This window comes from Streptomyces sp. NPDC056160, assembly GCF_042268205.1.
In the GTDB taxonomy this organism is placed as follows: domain Bacteria; phylum Actinomycetota; class Actinomycetes; order Streptomycetales; family Streptomycetaceae; genus Streptomyces.
The window spans coordinates 1-15,990 of sequence record NZ_JBHJUW010000011.1; the positions used below are offsets into that span (position 1 = coordinate 1).

At 76.1% G+C, this 15,990-nt stretch carries 14 protein-coding genes and 1 pseudogene; 7 read left to right on the forward strand and 8 right to left on the reverse strand.

The annotated features are described in order from the left end of the window. The first annotated feature begins 209 nt into the window (after positions 1-209). Positions 210-1,553 carry a glycoside hydrolase family 26 protein gene (locus tag ACFC02_RS06015; protein ID WP_376352805.1) on the forward strand — a complete coding sequence of 448 codons (1,344 nt, stop codon included), beginning with the start codon at positions 210-212 and terminating at the stop codon, positions 1,551-1,553. 81 nt (positions 1,554-1,634) lie between these two features. On the opposite strand, the gene ACFC02_RS06020 is transcribed toward ACFC02_RS06015, so the two are convergent. The 8 genes and pseudogenes from ACFC02_RS06020 to ACFC02_RS06055 all read right to left on the reverse strand — a co-directional run. Then, positions 1,635-2,780 (reverse strand): GNAT family N-acetyltransferase, encoded by a 1,146-nt coding sequence (locus tag ACFC02_RS06020; protein ID WP_376352808.1) that lies wholly within the window; start codon positions 2,778-2,780, stop codon positions 1,635-1,637. Then, positions 2,777-3,430 carry a lipopolysaccharide biosynthesis protein gene (locus ACFC02_RS06025; RefSeq protein WP_376352810.1) on the reverse strand — a complete coding sequence of 218 codons (654 nt, stop codon included), beginning with the start codon at positions 3,428-3,430 and terminating at the stop codon, positions 2,777-2,779. Before ACFC02_RS06025 ends, ACFC02_RS06020 begins: the two co-directional genes overlap by 4 nt. Then, positions 3,427-4,602 carry a glycosyltransferase gene (locus tag ACFC02_RS06030; RefSeq protein WP_376352813.1) on the reverse strand — a complete coding sequence of 392 codons (1,176 nt, stop codon included), beginning with the start codon at positions 4,600-4,602 and terminating at the stop codon, positions 3,427-3,429. Before ACFC02_RS06030 ends, ACFC02_RS06025 begins: the two co-directional genes overlap by 4 nt. Before the next feature lies 1 nt (position 4,603). After that, complete coding sequence (locus ACFC02_RS06035; RefSeq protein WP_376352816.1) at positions 4,604-5,365, reverse strand: polysaccharide deacetylase family protein; 762 nt, start codon at positions 5,363-5,365, stop codon at positions 4,604-4,606. Beyond that, complete coding sequence (gene murJ / locus ACFC02_RS06040; RefSeq protein WP_376352819.1) at positions 5,349-7,025, reverse strand: murein biosynthesis integral membrane protein MurJ; 1,677 nt, start codon at positions 7,023-7,025, stop codon at positions 5,349-5,351. Before murJ ends, ACFC02_RS06035 begins: the two co-directional genes overlap by 17 nt. After that, on the reverse strand, positions 7,022-8,455 hold the full coding sequence (locus ACFC02_RS06045) for an O-antigen ligase family protein (protein WP_376352821.1): 1,434 nt from the start codon (positions 8,453-8,455) through the stop codon (positions 7,022-7,024). Before ACFC02_RS06045 ends, murJ begins: the two co-directional genes overlap by 4 nt. A gap of 5 nt (positions 8,456-8,460) precedes the next feature. Beyond that, a complete protein-coding gene (locus ACFC02_RS06050) occupies positions 8,461-9,909 on the reverse strand; it encodes an exopolysaccharide biosynthesis polyprenyl glycosylphosphotransferase (RefSeq protein WP_376352824.1) in 1,449 nt (482 codons plus the stop codon). Positions 9,910-10,373: 464 nt separating this feature from the next. After that, a pseudogene (locus tag ACFC02_RS06055) lies at positions 10,374-11,546 on the reverse strand (glycosyltransferase); the annotation flags it as partial. Between the two features lie 234 nt (positions 11,547-11,780). Between ACFC02_RS06055 and ACFC02_RS06060 the strand changes: the two are divergent. The 6 genes from ACFC02_RS06060 (at position 11,781) to ACFC02_RS06085 (ending at position 15,959) form a co-directional block, all read left to right on the forward strand. Continuing rightward, positions 11,781-12,020 carry a chaplin gene (locus ACFC02_RS06060; RefSeq protein WP_376352827.1) on the forward strand — a complete coding sequence of 80 codons (240 nt, stop codon included), beginning with the start codon at positions 11,781-11,783 and terminating at the stop codon, positions 12,018-12,020. Between the two features lie 259 nt (positions 12,021-12,279). After that, complete coding sequence (locus tag ACFC02_RS06065; protein ID WP_376352830.1) at positions 12,280-13,038, forward strand: hypothetical protein; 759 nt, start codon at positions 12,280-12,282, stop codon at positions 13,036-13,038. 312 nt (positions 13,039-13,350) lie between these two features. Beyond that, complete coding sequence (locus tag ACFC02_RS06070) at positions 13,351-13,632, forward strand: hypothetical protein (protein WP_376352832.1); 282 nt, start codon at positions 13,351-13,353, stop codon at positions 13,630-13,632. A 167-nt stretch (positions 13,633-13,799) separates the two neighbouring features. After that, positions 13,800-14,315 carry a hypothetical protein gene (locus tag ACFC02_RS06075; protein ID WP_376352835.1) on the forward strand — a complete coding sequence of 172 codons (516 nt, stop codon included), beginning with the start codon at positions 13,800-13,802 and terminating at the stop codon, positions 14,313-14,315. Positions 14,316-14,509: 194 nt separating this feature from the next. Next, entirely contained in the window at positions 14,510-15,109 is a 600-nt protein-coding gene (locus tag ACFC02_RS06080) for a tyrosinase family oxidase copper chaperone (RefSeq protein ID WP_376352838.1), read from the forward strand. Continuing rightward, on the forward strand, positions 15,090-15,959 hold the full coding sequence (locus ACFC02_RS06085; RefSeq protein ID WP_376352841.1) for a tyrosinase family protein: 870 nt from the start codon (positions 15,090-15,092) through the stop codon (positions 15,957-15,959). Before ACFC02_RS06080 ends, ACFC02_RS06085 begins: the two co-directional genes overlap by 20 nt. Positions 15,960-15,990: the final 31 nt, after the last annotated feature.

Below are 15,990 nucleotides of genomic sequence, written 5' to 3' on the forward strand. Positions count from 1 at the left end.
GGGGGGGCCGACGCCCGGCCGCCGCCACCGCGCCGACCGGGCGGCCGGTCGCGGCGGCGCCGTCTTTCCGGGCACCGTCACCCGGGCGGACGCGCGGCACACCCGTAGGCCGTACCGGCGGTGGCGGCCCCGCGTCATCCGTGCCTGACTTCTCAGGACGAGCTGATCACTCGTCACACCTGTGCCGTGGCACGAGGAGAGGAGCGGGCATGGCTGCACAGCGACGCCGGATCCGGCGGCTCGCCGTCGTCGCGGCGGCGGCCGTCACCGCGGCCGCCCTGGCCTGCGGGGCCGCCGCGTGGGCGGGTGACGTACCGCCGCCCTCCGGCCCGTCCCCGGTGCCGGCGAGCCCGCCCGCGCCCCCGTCCGGTCCGTCCCCGGCCCCAGCGACTCCCGCGGTCCCGCCCGTCGCGGCCCAGGCCTCTCCCTCCGCTCCCGCTCCGCTTCCCCTTCCGGCCCAGGTGGCCGCGGGACGGAGTCCCGCCTTCGGGGCCTTCCTGGAGTCGGACGCGCGGGGTGTGGTCCGGATGGCACAGCTCAGCAGCTGGCTGGGCGGCGCCGAACTGCGCGTGGGACACACCTATCTGCCCGGCGACCGCTGGCGGGACATCGAGGGCGCCCCGGGGTTCCTCGACGTCTGGGCGCACTGGCGGGAGCAGCGGCCCGACCGGATGCTCGTCCTCAACGTCCCCATGCTGGAGCGCAACGAGGAGCACCTGTCCGACGGCGAGGTCGGGTACCTCCTGCGGCAGGGCGCCGCAGGAGAGTTCGACCAGCACTTCGGCGCCCTCGCCCGGCGGCTGGTGGGGCTGGGGGTGCCGGACACGGTGATCGTGCTCGGCTGGGAGATGAACGGCACGACGTACACCCACCGCTGCGGGCCCGACCCCGAGGCGTGGAAGAGCTACTGGCGGCGCATCGTGACCGCCATGCGCGCCGTGCCGGGCCAGAGGTTCCGGTTCGACTTCGCGCCGAACCGGGGCCGGGACGCCGTTCCCTGGACGCAGTGCTACCCGGGAGACGACGCGGTCGACATCGTCGGCATGGACTCCTACGACCAGCCGACCGGCCTGTCCTTCGATCAGCAGGTCACCGAACCCTACGGACTTCAGGCGCACGTGGACTTCGCCCGGGCGCACGGCAAGCCCGTCTCCTATCCGGAGTGGGGACTGTTCCGCAACGGCGACGACGCCGCGTACGTACGGGGCATGCTCGCCTGGATCGACCAGCACCGGGCGCTGTACAACACGCTGACCGACTACTGCCCGCACGGTGTCTGGCAGTGCGGGGCGAACCCCGCCTCCTCACGCGTCTACCGCTCGGTCCTCTTCGGCCGCACCGAACCGCCCGCCCCCGCCCGGCCCCCGGCTCCTGCCGTGCCACCCGCACCCGTACCGGCTCCTGCCGTGCCACCCGTACCGGTACCGGCACCCGTGCCCGGTTCCGCACCCGCACCGGCACCCGTGCCCAGCTCCGTACCCGGCCCGGTGTCCGCGCCCGTACCCGGCACCGCCCTCGCGCCCGCGTCAGTGCCCCCGCCGTCTCCCGCCTGAGCCGTCCACGGCGTCCATGGCGTCCGCGGCGTCCATGGTGCCAACGGCGGCGCGGGGCCGACGGGGATGTGACGGGCCGGCCTACGGCCCGCCCTGAGGCCGGGCCGGCGGACGGTGCCGGCGCAGGAGTTCCCTGCCCCGGCGGCGCAGGGCCGCCTCGCCGGCCACCGCGGTCAGCAGCGGGGCGGTGCGCCGCCGGGCCAGCAGCAGCCGCTCGTTGACGACCGGGCGAGGGCGCCAGTGGTGTTTGTAGGGCTCGTCGCCGCGCAGCAGGCTCAGGGTCTCCGGTGCTCCCTCGCCGGTGTGCGCGGCGCATGCCTCCAGCAGCATCACCGCCACGTCGGCCTTGCGCTCCCGCAGGCGCGGATGGGCGCCGTAGAGGTAACCGCCCATCAGCCCCCGGGAGCGCAGGGTCAGGTCCACGGCCACCACGTCGCCGTCGAGGCGGAACTCGGTGACCACCGCCTCCCCGTCGCGCACCATCGGACCCGCCGCCCGCACCAGGTGCTCGCGGAAGCGGGGCCGCAGGTGCTCGGGTGTGACGCTGCGCCCCTGCCACTGGAGGCGGTGCAGTTCGAGCAGCCGGCGCAGGGCCGTCTCGACCTCTCCGGGGCGCACGACGTGCCGCTCCACGCCGAGCGCCCGTAGTTTGCGCAGCTTGGCGCGGACCCGCTGGGCGCGGGGCGCCGGCAGCCGGGAGACCAGCTCGTCCAGGGGGAGGGCCGGCAGTTCCAGGCAGAGGGAGTCGGGCGCGCGGTGCCGGGGCCCGCGCCAACGCTCGTAGACCTGTTCGACGGCACTGCCCGGCCGTACCTCGCGGAAGTCGATCAGCGCCGTGCGGGCGGCCCCCGCCAGCGCCTCGGTGAGCGCGGTGGCCGCCGGGTGGGGGCACCGGTCGTCGACGAGGACGTCTGCGTAGTCGGAGATCGCCCCACCGAGCGGTACCAGCGCCGGCACGGGTGTGCGGCGCAGCATCAGCGGTGCGGCGGCGACCAGTTCACCGTCCGCGCGCACCAGCAGCAGCCGCAGCCGCCCCGGGGTGCCGTACGACTGCCACCAGGAGTGCAGCCAGGCGTGGCTCTGGAACGGGGTCGCCGCCGCGCACCTCTCGAACAGCCGCGTCCACTGGGGGGCGAGGGCGGCGAAGGTGCGGGCGTCGGTGACGAGTTCCGTCGCGTACGCCGGGCGGGCCGTGCGCGCCGGCGGCGCGAGGGGGGTGGCGGTCACCGCAGGCCGCGGACGTCGGCGGCCGGGGCCGGGCCGGGGACCGAGGCGGTGGGCGCGGGCTCGCCGGGTTCGCCGCGCCGCGGCCGTACGAGCAGGGCCAGGCCGCCGAGCAGGCCGCCGGCGCTCGCGCCGACCAGGCCGGTCACCGTGGGCGAGGCGGACGAGGGGTCGGTGGGGCGCACCGCGCGCGCGAACCGGACGAGCGCGACGTGGGTGCTGCCCGCGGTGGCCTCGGCGTGCCGGGTCAGCGCGTCGGAGACGGCGTCGGCCATGGCGGCGGCCAGCTTCGGCCGGGTGGAGGTGGCGGACACGGCGACCATCGGCGCGTCCGGCGAGGTCGCCGTGCGCACGCTGCGGCGCATCGTGCGCACCGGCACGCGCGCCTGCCGCTGGGCATCGCCGAGGACCGCGAGCTGGGTGGCGACCCGCCCGTAGGCCTGGGCGAAGCCGAGCGCGGCGGCGGGGTCGGACTTCTTGCCGGGGACGGCGACGACGTAGCTGGTGGCCGTGTAGACGGGGGTCTGCAGTACGCCGTAGGCGCCGCCGAGCAGGCCGCCCGCCGCGGTGCCGGCCACGACCAGGGACCAGGCGGGCAGCCGCCGCAGACGGGCGGGGAGGAAGCGGCGGGGCCGGATCGGGCGGTCGGTCATGGGGAACTCGCTCCCTGGGGTGAGGCGGTGGGGGACGGGTGCGCCGGGGTGGGCGCGGCGGTGGCGACCGCGGCGGTGTACACGTCCATGAGGCGGGCCGCGGTGCGGGCGATGCTGTAGTGGCGGGCCGCCGCCGAGGGCGTGCGCGGGTGCGGGCCGCCCGCGCGCACGTCGGTGATCGCACGGGCGTACGCCTCCGGGCCGCCCTGGACGCGCCGGGCGCCGGCGGCGGCGTACGGGGGCAGGTCCTCCACGGCCGGGCAGGAGGCGTACAGCACGGGCAGCCCGGCCGCCAGGGCCTCGACCACCGCCAGACCGAACGCCTCCTGCGGGGACGGCGAGGCGAGCACGTCCATCGCGGCGGTGAGCGAGGGCAGGTCGGGTCCGGGCGAGCCGTCGGGCGCGCAGGGGCGTTCGCCGGTGAACAGGACCCGGTCGGCCACCGAGGCCCCGTGGGCGGTGCGGCGCAGCACGCTCTCCTCGGGGCCGCCGCCCACCAGCAGCAGCCAGTGGTCGCGGGGCAGGCGGGCCAGCGCCCGGACGACGACGTCGAACCGCTTGCCCGCCGTCAGCCGTCCGATGCCGCCGATCACGTACGCGTCCTCGGGCAGGCCGAGGCGGCGGCGGGTCCGTGCGCGCCGGGCGGCGTCGAAGCGGAACCGGTCCAGGTCGATGCCGTTGGGGACCACCGCGATGCGCGGCGCGGGCACGCCCCAGCGCTGGAGCCGGCCGGCCACCGTGGCGGAGACGGCGACCGTGGTGGAGCCGAGCCGTTCACCGGCCAGGTACAGCGCGCGCACCCCGGCCGTGAGCGGGCGGCCCTCCATCTGCCCCTCGCCCAGCGAGTGCTCGGTGGCGACGACCGCGCGGACGCCCGCGAGGCGCGCGGCGAGCCGGCCGTACAGGCAGGCCCGGTACAGATGGGTGTGCACGAGGTCGTAGCGGCCCGCCCGGATCACCCGGACCAGGCGCGGCAGCGCGGCCAGGTCGCGGTTGCCGCCCATGCCGAGGTGCACGACGCGCACGCCGTCGGCGGTCAGGCCGTCGGCGACCGGGCCGGGACGGGTGAGCGTCACGACGTCGCAGGAGACGGGCAGGTGACGCAGGAGCAGGCGCAGCTGCTGCTCGGCGCCGCCCACACCGAGGCCGGTGATGATGTGCAGGACCCGCATCTCACACGCCCTCCACCGGGCGGCGCCGCAGCCCGTGCAGCCGGTGCTTGAGGTGCAGCCGCCAGGCCGTGTCCCGCTGCCCGAGGTGCAGCCGGGGCAGCGCGTGCGGGCCGGTCAGCGGGCCCGGGTCGACGGCGCAGGCGTAGGCGTACCCCGCCTCCCGTACGGCCGCCACGACCCGGGCGTCCACGGAGCCGTAGGGGTAGCAGAAGCCGTCCACGGGGGCGCCGGTCAGCTCCTGGAGCCTGGCGCGGCTCGTGGCGACCTCCGCGGCCAGGGCGCGGTCGTCGGCCCGGGTGAGGTCGGCGTGGGTCAGCCCGTGCGAGCCGATCTCCACGCCCTCGGCCGCCGCGTACCGGATGCCGTCGGCGGTCAGCAGCGGCTTGCGCGGGCCGCGCGGGTCCCAGGCGTTGTCGCCGCCGAGCCGGCCGGGCAGCACGAACAGCGTGGCGCCGCAGGCGTGCCGGTGCAGCAGGGGCAGCGCGTCGGTGACGAAGTCGGTGTACCCGTCGTCGAAGGTGAGCCCGACCAGGCCCTTGCCGCCGCCCTCGGCGCGGGCGGCCAGCAGCTCGCGCACGGACACCCCGCGCAGCCCGCGCCGCCGCAGCCACCGGAGCTGACCGGCCAGCCGCTCGGGCGTCACGGTGATGCGGTACGGGTCGTCCGAGCGATCGCCGACCGAGTGGTACATCGCCACCCAGGGGAAGGGCGCGGGCGGTTCGCCGGCGACGGTGGGCGGGACGGTTTCAGCGGGAGAGGCCATGCCGGAGCCTTCGTGTGACGGAGCGTACGGAGCCGAGGACGGGTTCGACGCCCTGGGCGCCGAGAGCGCGGGCGAGGAGGAGGTGGACGGTGGTGACGGTCAGCACGCCGGACAGCAGACCCGCCGCGGCGGACCGCGGCAGGCTCGCCGCGAACACCCCGGCGGCGGTGGCGACCACCGCGGCGCGCAGCGGCCTGCTCGTCTCGGCCAGCACCCGCGGCACCCGCAGCGGCACCCCGCACCGGCCCGTTCCGGCCAGCAGCAGCGCGGCCGTGACGGTGATGCCGGCGGCGTTGGCCGCGGCGATCCCCGTCACGCCCCACGGGCCGACGGCGGCGGCGCCGATCCAGGAGGTCGCCACGACGCCCGCGGTCATCGCGGCGAGCGGATACCAGACGGGCCGCGTGCCCGAGAAGTACGAGCGGATCAGGGCGCCCACCAGGGCCTGGCCGAGCAGTCCGAGCGCGTACACCCGCATCACGCGGGCCGTCGCGTCGGTGTCGGCGGCGGTGAACGCGCCACGCTCGAACAGGAGCCTGATGATCTGCGGGGCGCAGGCGATCACCGTGGCCACGCCCAGCAGCACCAGGCAGGAGACCACCGCCAGGTCCCGTTCCACGCGGTCGCGGGCCCGCTCCGGGTCGCCGTCGGCGAGCGCCCGCGCCACCACCGGGAAGGTGACGGTGCACAGCATCAGCGACAGCGACATCGGGATCTGGGCCACCTTCTGCGCGTAGTTCAGGTGCGAGATGGCCCCGGCGGGCAGCGGCGAGGCGAGGAAACGCTCGATGAGGACCTGCGACTGACGGCACAGGGCGAACAGCAGCACCGAGGCGACGAGCGCGAGGTCCATGGGCCGGGCCGTCGCCGCGCCCCCGGTCACGGCCGGCGGGCGCAGGCCCGTACGCAGCTGCTTCCACAGCGCGGGCACCTGGACCGCGACCATGAGGCAGCCGCCCACCGCGACGCCCGCCGCCGCCGACCGCACCCCCCAGGCACCGCCCAGCAGGAACATCGAGGCGACGATGCCGGCGTTGTAGGCGAGGTAGATCGCCGCGGGCGCCACGTAGCGGCCGTGCGCGCGCAGTACGGCGCTGCAGTAGCCCGCGAGGCCGAAGGTGAGCACGCAGGTGGCCGTCAGCCGGGTGCATTCGGCGGCCAGGCGCGGGTCGGGCAGGCCCGGCGCCAGCACCTGGACGAGCTGCGGGGCCGCACCGGCGACCAGTGCGCACACCACGGCGGAGGCGAGGGCCAGCCGGGGCAGCGTGCCGGTGACCAGGGAGCGCACCGGGTCGCCCGTCGCGCCCCGCGCCCGCCGGGACAGCGCCGCGCTGAACGCCGGGACCAGCACGAAGGCCAGCCCGTCCTCGATGAGCAGCGTGGCGGCGAACTCCGGCACGGTCCACGCCACCAGGAAGGCGTCCGTGTCGCTCCCGGCCCCGAACAGCCGGGCCAGCGACTGGTCCCGGACCAGGCCGAGCAGCGACCCCGCCACCGACAGCACGGCGGTGACCAGGGCGGCCCTGGCGAGGAACCCGCGGGAGGCCGCAGCCCGTACGCCACCGCCGGCGCCCGTGGCGGCCCGGGCCGCAGGAAGGGTCGCTGTGCCGTCGCCGCCGGTGCCGTCGGAGCGTGGCAGGGGTGGTGGGGTCACGGTCATCGCGGCACCGCCTTCACGGGCCGCCCGGCGGTCGCGGGGCCGTCGGTCACAGGGCCGCCGGGCCGGGGCGCGGCCCACCAGGCCACCAGGCCGAAGGACACGGCGGTCAGTACGGTCGAGGGGCCGCCGATGTCCCCGTAGACGAAGTCCGTGAGCTGCCAGACCAGCAGCCCGCAGGCCACCAGCGCGCAGTCGAGCCCGCCCGCCCGCGACGGCGGCCGGCGACGCTCGCGCAGCAGGCCCCGCACCCCGCACACCAGCAGCGCCAGCCAGCTCCCGGCGACGGCCACCAGACCGCACAGCCCCTGCTCGCTCAGCACCAGCAGGTACATGTCGTGCGGGGACAGCAGCGGCTGCCTGCGGAACGCGGCGCCCGCGCCCCCGGTGTCGCTCGCCGAGGACAGCGCCATCGGGGCGTGTGCGTCGCGGTACTCCGGGAAGTTCTTCAACCCCACTCCCGTCAGCGGATGTTCGCGCCAGATGCCGAGGGCGGCCGTCCACAGCGCGTAGCGGTCGCGGACCGACTGGTCCGGGGCGCCCGTGACCTGTGTGATGCTGTCGAACCGCTGCTCCAGCAGCGTCGTGCCGACACCGAGGCCGCCCACCAGGACCACGCCCGCCGCGACCACGGCAGCCCCCGCCGCAAGGGCGCGCCGCACCCCGGCCAGCAGCAGTTGCACCGCGCAGGTCACGGCCGTCGCGATCCACGCGCCCCGGCTGAAGGACAGCGCCAGCGGCACCACCAGCGCCGCCGCGCACAAGGCGGCCACCACCCGCCGCCGCACCCCGCACGAGCACCCCAGGGCGAGTCCCACCGCGCACACCAGACCGAGGGCGACCGCCGTCGCCATCCCCATCACGTCCCCGGGACCGAAGGTGCCCACGGCCCGGATCTGCGCGCCCTGGTAGGAGGCCCCGGTCCCGGTCAGGTACTGGTGCGTGCCCACGGCGCCCTGCCACAGCCCGAGGCCCACGAACGCCCAGGCCAGCAGCCGGAAGTCGGCGCGGTCCCGGACCAGCAGCAGCACGGCCGCCGGAACCAGGACGAAGACCTGCAGGTACCGGCCGAAGCCCGCGAACGCGGTCGCCGGGGAGGAGGCCGCCAGGGCGGCCAGCGCGAAGCCCGCCACCGGCAGCCCCAGCACCACGGCCGCCGTCGGCGTGAGCGGACGCCGCCGCGCGCGCACCAGACGCAGCACGCAGGACAGCAGCAGGAACCCGGAGACCAGGTCCGCGGGGCCCGCGCCGCCTGCCTCACCGCCGCCGGGGCCGAACGGCAGGGCGAGGGCCGCCAGGACGGCCACCACCGGCAGGACCGGGTTGCGCAGAACCGCCCGGGGCGGCAGCAGGGCCGCCCCGCCGGACCGGCGCCCCGGCGGGGCGGGCGCGGCGAGGGGGCGCGGCGGCTCGGGCAGCGCGGCGTGGGTCATGTCCCTCAGCTCCCCGTCGGCCGCACCAGCGCGACCGCGGTGCGCAGCAGGATGCAGACGTCCTGCCACAGCGACCAGTTGTCGATGTAGGCGTTGTCGAGGCGGGCCCGGTCCTCGATCGAGGTGTCACCGCGCAGCCCGTGGACCTGGGCCAGCCCGGTGATCCCGGCCCGCATCCGGTGGCGCGCCGCGTAACCGGGGTGCTCCTGGCTGAACCGGGCGGCGAAATAGGGGCGTTCCGGGCGCGGGCCGACCAGGCTCATGTCACCGCGCAGCACGTTCCACAACTGCGGCAGCTCGTCGAGCGAGGTGCGCCGCAGCACCCGGCACAGGGGCCGCATCTCCCGTTCGCCCGCCACACTCCACCGCGTCGCCGCCTCAAGGGCGTCGGCCGGCCGGTGCGTGCGGAACTTCAGCAGCGTGAAGGGCCTGCCGTCCCGGCCGATGCGCTCCTGCCGGAACAGCACCCCCGGCCCCTCGGCCAGCCGCAGCACCGCGGCGCACCCCAGCAGCAGCGGCCCGGCCAGCAGCAGCAGGGCACCGGCGACCACGACGTCCAGCACCCGCTTGCCCGCACTGCCGCGCCGCGCCCCCGACATCAGCAGGCGCCGGCAGGAGAACCCGGCCAGCCGCTGCTTCGTCGCGTACGACGGCGACTCCGCGTCGATCTCCCACACCGCGCACCCCGAATCGGCCAGCGCCCGCAACAACGGTCCCTGCTCGGTCCGTACGGAGGGGTGGACGGCGAGCACCGCCCGCACCCCGTTCTGCACGACCGCACGCTCGACCTCCGCGCCGCGGGTCAGCACCGGCAGCCCGCCCGCACCGCCGTCCGGCTGCCCGGCGACGACACCGACCGGCCGCATCCCGCACCGCGGCTGCCGCAGCAGGGCCGCGGCCACCCGCTGCGCCGTCCGGGCCGGGCCGACGACGAGCGCGGCGCGCGGCCTGCGCAGCAGCAGCGCGCGCCGCCGGGCGTGGACGGCGCCGCGCAACGCGCAACTGGCCGCGGCCTGCAGCGCGAACCCGGCCAGCAGGGTGCGGCCGCCCAGCGCCTGTTCCGGCCGGTACGCCGCCACCAGTGCCGCCAGCGCCAGCCATGCCACCGCGACCCGGCCGCACACGGCGGGCAGTTCGTCCAGGACCGACGGCACGGGCTGCCCGGCGTGCTGGGCCCGCAGCAGCAGGGACGCGGCCGCCAGCAGGGCGACCAGCAACGGCCGGTGCGCGGCCCCGGCGAACGCCGGGGCGGCCAGCAGGGCGGCGGCGCCGTCCGCGAGGATCAGCGGCACCGGAGCGGCCGGCCCCAGCGGGGACCGCTGCCGCCGCACCGGGAAGCGGAAACCAGGGGCCCCGCGGCGCGGCCGGAGGACCTGGACGGCCGTGGGCCCGTGCTCGCGGGCCGGCGGCCCGGGGGCCAGCCCGGGCGAGGGAACGGTGCTTTCCGCGCTCACGAGTGGCTGGACTCCCTGTGCTCGGTGGACCCGAGGGGCCCGGCGGTTCCAAGGGGCTCGGTGGGCGTGAGGTGCTCTGGGGGTCGGGGGTGCTCGGCGGGTACGGGGTGCTTGGCGGGGCGTGGGTGCTTGCCGGGGGTGAGGCGCTTGGCGCGGGGGAGGGGTGCTGCCGCAGCGGGTACGGCCCCGGCCGGTGCGATCCCGGCCGGTGCGATCCCGGTCTGCGGCGCCCCGATCGGTTCTCCAGCCGGTTCTCCGAGTGGTTCTCCAGCCGGTTCTCCGAGTGGTTCTCCACCCGGTTCTCCGATCGGTCGCTCTCCACCGGGCCGCTCTCCGGCCGGCCCTGTGCCGGTCGGCCGATCACCGGCCGGTGGTTCTCCGGCCGGTCGTTCTTGGGCCGGTCGTTCTCGGGACGGTGGTGTCGCGGGCGCCGGTCGTGCGGCGGGCGCCGTTCGTGTCGCCGGTGCCGGGCGCGGCACAGGCACCGGTCGTGCCGTGGTCGGGCGGGCGGTGAGCAGGTCGCGGTAGAGAGCCGTGATCGCTTCGGCGCCGCGGCGGGCGTTGTGCGAGGTCAGTACGTGAGTGCGTGCGAGGCGGCCGAGCGAGGCCCGCAGGGGTGGGTCGAGCAGCAGTTCCGTGACCGCGCGGGCCAGCGCCGCCGGGTCCTCCGAGGGGACCAGGCACCGTGCGGCGAGCGCGGGCGGCAGGCTCTCGCGGGCGCCGTCGACGTCCGTGACCACCACGGGCCGGCCGCACGCCATCGCCTCCAGCGGAGCCAGGGCCATGCCTTCCCACCGGGAGGGCAGCACGACGACGTCGGCCGCCCGGTACCAGGGCACGGGGTCGGCGACAGCACCGGCGAACTCCACCGGCCCCGGGGCCAGTCGCCGCAACCGTTCCCGGTCGGGGCCGTCCCCGACCAGCACGAGCCGCGCCCCCGGCACCCGGTCCGCCACCGTGCCCCAGGCCCGCAGCAGCACGTCCTGCCCCTTCTGCCGGCACAGCCGCCCGACGCACACCACGAGCGGTGCGCCCGCCGCGGCGGCGGGGGGCCGAGGGCGTGCCTCGGCGGTGGCGTACGCGGGTGTTCCGGCCGCGGCCGGGTGGAAGCGGTGCGGGTCGACGCCGTTCGGCACGATCCGCCAGCGCGCGGTGATACCCGCGCGTACGCCCGTCGCGCGCTCCCCCTCGCTGACGCACACCACCCGGGCCGCCCACCGCGCGCCCCACCGTTCCCAGGCCCGCGCGAGCACCGCGGCGCTCCCGTCGACCGCCTCGAACGACCAGGCGTGCGGCTGGAAGACGGTCGGGATCCGGCCGCGCACGGCCAGACGCCCGGCGAGCCCGGCCTTGGCACTGTGCGCGTGCACCAGATCGGGCCGTACGTCGTCGATCAGGCGTACGAGCTGTCGTACTTCCCGGGGGAGTGAACGCCCAGGCGCACGCGCCGCGTTCCAGGGGCGCACGTCCGCGCCGAGCGCCCGGAGGTGCCCGCCGAGCGCGCCGTCCGGGCAGGCCACGGTCACGTCGAAGCCGTCAGCGAGTTGTGCCCGCACCAGGTCCGTCACGACGCGCGCGACCCCGCCGTCCACGGGCTGGGTGAGGTGCAGGACCCGCGGCCGAAGAAGGAGCCGCATGACCGTCGTTGCCTCTTTCGGGTGTCCGTCGAAGGGGAGGGCCGAGAGATCCGCAACTCTAGCGATAAAAGGAACTAATGCGATGAAATCGGGCAAGTGTGTCGGAACTGTGAAGCAGGTCCGATCCGGAGATCACCCTTTCGGTGGCACAACCCCGCCCCCTGCCGCGCGTTGACACAGCGCCGGGCATCCCTGCCCGGGTGTTTGTGCGTCAACTGCAAGGAGTTTCTTTCCATGTCGCGTATCGCCAAGGGCCTGGTCCTTACCACCGCCGCCGCCGCGGCTGTCGCCGGCGGTGCCGGCATCGCCGCCGCGGACAGCGGTGCCGACGGTGTCGCCGCCCACTCGCCGGGCGTGATCTCGGGCAACGACATCCAGGTCCCGCTCCACGTGCCGGTCAACCTCTGCGGCGACACCATCGACATCATCGGTCTGCTGAACCCGGCGTTCGGCGACACCTGCGTCAACGGCTGACACCGGCGCGGTGTCCTTTCCGCCGGCCGCCCTTACCGGAGCCCGTGTCCCGCGCGTCGCGCGGGTCCCTCCGGGGAGGGCGGCCGGCGCCGTTCCCTCGAACGGGCGGCGGGGCCCATGCCGCCCCCGAGCACGTCCCGCCAGGTGGGACGCAGGGCGGCCGAAGGCGCACGGGCAGGAGGGTGAATGATCGGTTGCGAAGATCGACAAGCGCTCTCACGGTGGGCTCCAGATCCGGTGCCCATCGAAAGGAACTCCCATGCGAGGTCTGTCAGCGCGGCGTGTCGCGTCCACCGCACTCTGCACCGCCTTCCTGGTCGGGATCAGCGGCCCGGTCGTCATGGCGGCCGACTCGGCCCCCGCGCACGGCCCCGCCGCGGCGCCCGGCGCCCCCCGCCCGGACGCCGGCGCACTGCTCACCCAGGTCCAGAACCTCGGTGGCCTCGGCGGCACCCTCGCCCCCGTCCGCGATCTGCTGACCGCCGTACTCAGCCCGGACCGCGGCACGCTGTCCGCCCCCGTCGTCCAGCAGCTCGGCGACGCGGCGAAGGACGCCCTCGCCAAGGTGGACGCGGCGGTCGCCGCCGCCTCGGCCACGAAGTCCGCGGGCACCGGGCCCGGCGCCCCCGCGGTCCCCTTCACCCTCGCCCCGGCCGCTCCGGCCGCCGCCCCGGGCGTGCTGCTGCCCGCGGCCGGCACCCGGGTGGCCTCGCGGCGCGCCGCCGACCCCGCCGCCGACGCCCTGGCCGCCGTACAGAAGGGTCTGGACGGCCTGTTGAAGGCGATCACCTCGGGGGACGCCGGCCAGGTGCTCCCGGCGGTCGGCGGCCTGGTGAAGAACCTGACCTCGCTCGTCACCAGCGGGCTGTCGGGCAGCGGCCTGACCACGCTGCCGAACACCTCGACGACTCCGGCGACGAGCACCACGCCCGCGGCGTCGGCCTCGACCCTGCCGGCCCTCACCGTGCCCGACGCCGCGGCCCCCGCGGCGACGGTCCCGGCCGCGGCGGGCTCGTAACCCGGACGCGAGTGCCCGCCCAGCCGCCGCACCGGTCGCAGGAGCCGGTACGGCGGCTGCCGCACGCCTCTCGCCCGGCACCTCTCGCGAAGGGCGGGTGTTCCGCACGTGGAAGACCTCATATGCGGAAGATCTCGTATGCGGAAGATCTCGTATGCGGAAGATCTCGTATGCGGAAGATCTCGTATGCGGAAGATCTCGTATGAGGACTCGGCAATCTCCCGCCCCGTGGTTTCCGGCCCGCCCGGCACTCGTTAGGCACGGCGACCCCATCCCCCTCCGGTGACGTACGTCGCCGCGGAAAGGAACACGATGAAGTCGCTCAAGGCTGCCGCCGTCCTCGCCGGATCCCTGGTCGCCGCCGGTGCCGCCGCGCCCGCGTTCGCCCACGACGCCGCCGACCTGACGCCCACCAGCCTCAACGGCGCCGTGAACTCGCTGACCAGGGACCCCATCGACGTCATGCCGCTCAAGCACCAGTCCGACGCCCTGGACACGCAGAAGAAGGGCTCGCTGCTCCACTCCGTCAACGGCGCCACCAAGACGCTGAACTCGGCCACCCCGCTGCTCGGCGGGCTGCCGCTGCAGAGCTGAGTCGGGACGCCCCGACGCCCCGACCGTCGTACGGGTCGTGGGCGTCCGTCATACCCGTCGTACTACTGCGGCACTCGGGGGAATCTTGCGCTGGTCGCGAAGTCCGGATCGTTGACCGGTACGGACGACCCCGAACCCGACCGCACCTGAAAGGGACCGTGCCTGCCATGAAGTCGACCACCCGAGGAACCCTCGCCGCCCTCGTCACGGGCGTGGCCGCGGCCGTCGGCGCCGCCGCGACTCCCGCCGCCGCGGTCGGCACGGTTCCCCTCCCCGTTCCGCTCGGCGGCGCCGAGACCGCCCTCGGCATGGAACTGCCCAGGGTGGGCGGAGAGCTTCCGCTGCCCACGGCCGGCAGCCCGGAGGGGCCCCGCTTCGCCGAGGGCAGGCTCCTGCCGGCAGGAGCCGTGCCGCGGCTCCCGGTCCACGGGGGGCTGCCCGGCCTGGACGTCCGGGCCCCGCTGGCGCACGCCCTCGGCGACGGTTTCGACCACGTCGGCGTCAGCACGCCCGCCTCCGGCCTGCGGGCCGTCTCGCCGGGGCTGACCGCGGACGGCCCGCTGACCGGACCCAGGGCCGGCCACGCCGGACTTCCGGACCTGAAGCAGCCGCAACTGGGCCTCCTCGCCCCGGCCCTGCGGACCGCGCCCGGGGCCGAGATGGTGGCGGGCCCCGGCCTGTAACGGCACCACGGCCGGCCGTCATGGCACCTCGGCCGGCCGTCATGGCACCTCGGCCGGCTGCCATGGCACCTCGGCCGGCTGCTACGGCGCACCGGTCCGGGCGCCACCGTTCACCATCCGGCGGTATCGCGGTGACCGTCCCGCGCCTTGGCCGGTTACGGCTGCGGACAACCGAACCGGACGAGGAGTGAGCCATGGGCTTCGGCTACGGCAGTGACAGCGGCAGGGACAGCGGTGATGCGGGGGGTACCGAAGGAGCGGGAAGTACGGAAGGGGCCGGAGGCGAAACGCGGCGCGAGACGACCCGGCGGCTGCTCGCCTGCGCCGCCGCCGTCGCGATGGCCCCGGTGGTCGGCGCCTCCCGGCCCCCGCACCCCGCGGCCGACCCGCACAGCGGTCCGTGGAGCGGGCCGGTCGGCACCGCCTTCGAGGAGACCTACCGCGGCCGTCGCATCCGGGGCGTGTGGACCCCGCAGCGCGGCGCCGGCGGAACCGGCCTGTGGTACGTCACGGTGGACGGCCGCCCGCTGCACCTGATGCGCCGCGCCGACGGCACCTGGCTCAGCATGGTCGACCACTACGGCTCGTACCGCACGCCCCTGGAGGCGGCCCGCGGCGCCGTCGACGAGATGGGCCCCGGCCGGCGGCTACGCGACCTGGCCCCGGGGCCGGTCGGCGGCCCGTACGAGGGCTCGTCCGACGGCTCGTCCGACGGCTCGTCCGGCGGCCCGGACGAGGGTCCCTTTGACGGCTCGTTCACGAGGGGGGCGCACGGTGGCGGCGTACACGCGTAAGAACGTCACCCGGCTCACGCGCACCGAGAAGCGGCGGTTCGTGGACGCGCTGCTGGAGATCAAGCGGCGGGGCGAGTACGACGACTTCGTGCGCACGCACGTCGCGTACTTCACCGCGGACGGCGAGAACGGTCTGCGGCCGGCCCACATGGCGCCCTCCTTCCTGCCCTGGCACCGCAAGTTCCTGCTGGAGCTGGAACGGGCGCTGCGCCGGGTGGACTCCTCGGTGGCCGTGCCCTACTGGGACTGGACGCGCGAGCGCACGGTCACCTCGGCGCCCTGGAGCGCCGACCTCATGGGCGGCGACGGGCGGCGTTCCGACCGCCGGGTGACGACCGGTCCGTTCGCGTACGCGCACGGTGGCTGGACGCTCAAGGAGGGCGTGACCGACGGGCAGTTCCTCACCCGGGACCTGGGTCGCTCGCGCGAACCGATCCAACTGCCCACCAGGAACGAGCTGGAGTGGGCGCTGAAGGACCCCGTCTACGACGCCGCGCCCTGGGACTCGACGGTCACCAGGGGGTTCCGCAACAAGCTGGAGGGGTGGGGCACCGGCCGGGGCAGCGTTTCCTGGCGCAACCACAACCGGGTGCACCGCTGGATCGGGGGCGCGATGCTCGGTGCCGCCTCCGTGAACGACCCGGTCTTCTGGCTCCACCACGCCTTCCTCGACCTTCAGTGGTCGCGCTGGCAGAGCCGCCACCGGGGCGCCCGCTACCTGCCCGCGTCCCCTCCGGGGCCAGGTGACGAGCAGTACGGACGGGTCGTCGCCCGGCACGAGAAACTGCCGCCCTGGGACGTCACGCCGGACTCACTGGAGGACGTGAGCCACATCTACCGGTACGCCTGACCCCCGGACCGCGCCCGGCCTCGGGCGCGCT

What these genes read in the sequence shown, in the direction of transcription:
- ACFC02_RS06015 (WP_376352805.1), top strand. Translation starts at nt 210, where the DNA reads ATGGCTGCACAGCGACGCCGGATCCGGCGGCTCGCCGTCGTCGCGGCG.
- ACFC02_RS06025 (WP_376352810.1), bottom strand. Translation starts at nt 3,430, where the DNA reads ATGACCGACCGCCCGATCCGGCCCCGCCGCTTCCTCCCCGCCCGTCTG.
- ACFC02_RS06030 (WP_376352813.1), bottom strand. Translation starts at nt 4,602, where the DNA reads ATGCGGGTCCTGCACATCATCACCGGCCTCGGTGTGGGCGGCGCCGAG.
- ACFC02_RS06035 (WP_376352816.1), bottom strand. Translation starts at nt 5,365, where the DNA reads ATGGCCTCTCCCGCTGAAACCGTCCCGCCCACCGTCGCCGGCGAACCG.
- murJ (WP_376352819.1), bottom strand. Translation starts at nt 7,025, where the DNA reads ATGACCGTGACCCCACCACCCCTGCCACGCTCCGACGGCACCGGCGGC.
- ACFC02_RS06045 (WP_376352821.1), bottom strand. Translation starts at nt 8,455, where the DNA reads ATGACCCACGCCGCGCTGCCCGAGCCGCCGCGCCCCCTCGCCGCGCCC.
- ACFC02_RS06060 (WP_376352827.1), top strand. Translation starts at nt 11,781, where the DNA reads ATGTCGCGTATCGCCAAGGGCCTGGTCCTTACCACCGCCGCCGCCGCG.
- ACFC02_RS06065 (WP_376352830.1), top strand. Translation starts at nt 12,280, where the DNA reads ATGCGAGGTCTGTCAGCGCGGCGTGTCGCGTCCACCGCACTCTGCACC.
- ACFC02_RS06070 (WP_376352832.1), top strand. Translation starts at nt 13,351, where the DNA reads ATGAAGTCGCTCAAGGCTGCCGCCGTCCTCGCCGGATCCCTGGTCGCC.
- ACFC02_RS06075 (WP_376352835.1), top strand. Translation starts at nt 13,800, where the DNA reads ATGAAGTCGACCACCCGAGGAACCCTCGCCGCCCTCGTCACGGGCGTG.
- ACFC02_RS06080 (WP_376352838.1), top strand. Translation starts at nt 14,510, where the DNA reads ATGGGCTTCGGCTACGGCAGTGACAGCGGCAGGGACAGCGGTGATGCG.